The 3,232-nt window shown below is 60.4% G+C and carries 4 protein-coding genes and 1 pseudogene; all 5 read right to left on the reverse strand.

The annotated features are described in order from the left end of the window. Positions 1–226, reverse strand: a pseudogene (locus EOA22_RS28705) (IS5/IS1182 family transposase); the annotation flags it as partial. A 335-nt stretch (positions 227–561) separates the two neighbouring features. After that, a complete protein-coding gene (locus EOA22_RS28710; RefSeq protein WP_024502859.1) occupies positions 562–804 on the reverse strand; it encodes a DUF2274 domain-containing protein in 243 nt (80 codons plus the stop codon). Between the two features lie 12 nt (positions 805–816). After that, complete coding sequence (locus EOA22_RS28715; protein ID WP_063169228.1) at positions 817–2,031, reverse strand: TrbI/VirB10 family protein; 1,215 nt, start codon at positions 2,029–2,031, stop codon at positions 817–819. After that, the gene (gene trbG, locus EOA22_RS28720; RefSeq protein WP_164548809.1) at positions 2,028–3,053 is read right to left on the reverse strand and encodes a P-type conjugative transfer protein TrbG; all 1,026 of its coding nucleotides are present in this window, start codon (positions 3,051–3,053) and stop codon (positions 2,028–2,030) included. The genes EOA22_RS28715 and trbG overlap by 4 nt, the downstream gene beginning before the upstream one ends. Before the next feature lies 1 nt (position 3,054). Beyond that, the coding region (locus EOA22_RS28725) for a VirB8/TrbF family protein (RefSeq protein ID WP_245478711.1) at positions 3,055–3,232 on the reverse strand (178 nt) is incomplete at its 5' end.

The raw sequence follows: 3,232 nt of genomic DNA on the forward strand, positions 1-3,232 counted from the left end.
GGTTGAAGGTGTGCTTGAGGATCGCCAGCCCCGCCATCAGCCGGGTCGGCAGCGGCGGCATGCCGGGGCCGTCCGAATAGACGGCGCCGAAACGCTCCTCCAGCACCGGCCAGTCGATCGCCTGCGCCAGCCGCACCAGCTCGTGCTTCATGTTGATGATTTGGTCGAGCCGGGAGCGGAACAGGTCCTGCTCTCCCGTCTCGCGCTTCTCGCGTGGCCTGGACATTCGCTGTCCCCTCGATTCGCCGCCGCCGAACCGAGTGAATCACGCTCCGCGCCACAAGGGAATCGCAAAACCGAATTGCAGGAAAACAGCGTCCAAATACCGCTAATCCTGCAATTCCAAAGCCGCTATCCGCCTCAATCAACAGGCCAGATCAATGGCTTGCGGATAGTTCACGGCCGACCAAATCGAAAATGCAAACTTAGGCTGTTGCGCGGTATCTCCTTCCACATCATCTCTTGCGCATACCTGCATTCCAAGGTGTTTGATCCTATGCTTCGCGAGGAGCAGGTAGGTCGCGACAGCTAGGCAATGTTCCAGCTGCCCTAGCGGAGGAGTCACGATTTTCCGGCAAGCTCCGTCGGCAGACGTTCCTTTCTGGCCTTGGCAAAGGCTCGGTCGCCTTCCAGAAACGCCGCCAGCATGAAAGGGATGAGTTCTGCCACGGTTTCAGACTGACCATAGGTCTGACGGTAAAGTGCAGCATACTCCTTGAGTGTTTGGCTCAGCTCCGCGCTGACGGTAATGGTGATCTTCGAAGCTGTTCGGTCCGGAAGTTTTCCAAGTTTCAGGTCAGCCATGATAACTCCTGCTCAACTGGCGTATGGCCGCAGCACGATGTCCTTGTGCACGATGACGCGCAGTGGCCAACCTGGGCGGACGACGATGGTGGGCTGGATATTGAGGTTTTTTTCGGTGATGCGCTGGCCGGCTCGACTGGCGTTCTGCTGGGCTGATTCCCGGATCGCCTTGACCAGATCGCTCTCGTTTTCGCCGAGGCTGAATTCTGTGCCGACACCGAGCAATGTGGCAAGCGCCACTCCCTTGATCATCTGCCAAGTGTGGAAATCGACTTCGTCTTCCAGCCCTGCGTAGCCGGCGGTGTCGCTCGCGGGCAGATTGTCGATTTCGGCCGACGAGCCGTCGGGCAGCAGAATGCGCTGCCAGACCAGCAGCGCTCGCTTTTGCCCGAACGCGACGACGCTGTCGTAGACGCCGATAAGACGTGAGCCCTGCGGAATCAGCAATATGTTGCCCGTGACCGTGTCGTGCACATTTTCGGTGACTTGCGCGACGACAAGGCCCGGCAAATCGGAATTGATGCCGGTGATCAGGCTGGCGGCAATCACGCTGCCAGCCATCAGTTGATATGGCGAGATCGGCGTCTGCAGCGCATGCGGATTGTAGATCCCGCCAGTGCTCCGCTGGCTGAGAAAATCAAGCTTTCGCTGCTGATTGTTCTGGTCGCCTTCCGCCGCCGCCACCGAGGCTGACGCGCGTCCTGCTTCGGATTGGGGAAGCGCCTCAAATGGATGCTGAGCAGTTTGCACGCTCTCTCCGACATCTGTCTTTTGAGCTCGATTTTCGACGCGGAAAAGCACCCGCGATTCACGCGCTTCGATCGCCTGCTGCGCTAGACGCTGCTCCTCGGCCGAGATGTCTTGGCCCGGCACGATGCCGAGCTGGCGCTGCCGCTCGAGGATGGGGCGGCCGAGGTCGCCCGGCAAAGGTAGCCCAAGGACGGGAGGCTTCGGCTTCATGCCGGAATAGTCATGGGGAAGCGTATCGAGCCCCTCGGCGGTTGGTTTGCGCTCAGTGTTGTAGAGATCTTCCGCCTGATCCCTGATGCGAAGGGCCGGCCCCTGGAGGGCGATCATGGTAACGCCGAAGACAGCGCCGGATCCGAGCGCTGCGATCGCGATGATCACACCGCGCCTGAACCGCACCACGCGGCGGGGAGAGGCCCGAAGCTGCAGTTCCTCGGGATCCAGTTTCGGCGGGATGCCAGAGCGGGAATTTTCGATCATGAGTCCTCACCTCGCCGGCTGCCGCGAAAGAGCGAGATCCGCCGTTGCGGTTGCCTGCCGTCAATCCTGCTGATGCGGATCACCTGCTGCCGCTTGGTGCCGAGGCGAAGTTCGGCCGCGGCGAAGAGCCGATCGACGATGTAATAGTTGCCGCGCACGCGATAGTTGACGAGCTCGCTGCTCCCATCTGCGCCGACGATGAAGAGTGGTGGCGCCTCGCCCTGATCTATGCGACGAGGGAACTCAATATAGACCTTGCTGCCGTCGTCGAAGGCTCGCGTCGGTCTCCAGGGCGGTGTGTCGCCACTGATTGAGTAGCGAAAGCGAAGGTTTTCGAGCGCGATATTCGACGCGACCGGTGTAACTGCCTCGGCTTGAGCATTGCGCTGGCGAAGCGCGATGATCTGGTCTTGGCTGTAGGTCCAGGAGATTGCCGCCATTGCGGTCTTCTCGGTGCTTTGAAGCTGCAAATGATAGGTCCGCCGGTCCGTCGTAATGACGACATTGGTGGCAAGACCCGGCGCGAAGGGTTTTACCAGAACATGGGTGCGCTGATTGTCACCGGTGCCGCTTGCGGTATCGCCAATGACCCAGCGCACGGTGTCGCCAGCCGACACGGCGGTTAGTTTCTCGCCCGGCTGCAGAGCGATGTCGGTCACGCGCTCCGGCGCGGCATAGAGTTGATAAAGCGCGCCATCGGTGAAGGGGTAGACTTGCACGGCATTAACATACCCGTACTTGGTGGGTTGCTGGGTCGCGGCTTTGTTGGCATCAGCGACGCGTTCTTCAGGGGGGCGCTTGTCCTCGGCCTTGCCGGGCTCGGGCTGCATTTGGCCAGGCAGCGGCAGTGGTTTTGGCACCTCGACAATTCTAATCGGCCTCTCCGGCGCCTTTTCGATCGCGGCCGGTTTGAAGTCGGCAGCGTCATAGGAAATCTCAGGCGGCGGCACCTTCTTCGATGCACAAGCGGAAACGACCGCTGCCGACACCGATAGGATCAGCACGGCACGAATCGGTGACATTTTACCTTTCATTGGTGGACTCCGTCGGAGAAAGGGGGGTTGGGACGGCGCTGTCGAGCTCGCGTGACCAGTCAATGGCATTGATGAAGACGCCGAGCGGATTCTTGCGCAGCTGATCCGTATTGCTTGGCGAGCGAATCACGATCGTGAGGATCGCAGTCCAGCGCATCGTGCTGGCA

The organism is Mesorhizobium sp. M7A.F.Ca.US.014.04.1.1, assembly GCF_003998745.1.
Classification (GTDB): Bacteria; Pseudomonadota; Alphaproteobacteria; order Rhizobiales; family Rhizobiaceae; genus Mesorhizobium; species Mesorhizobium ciceri.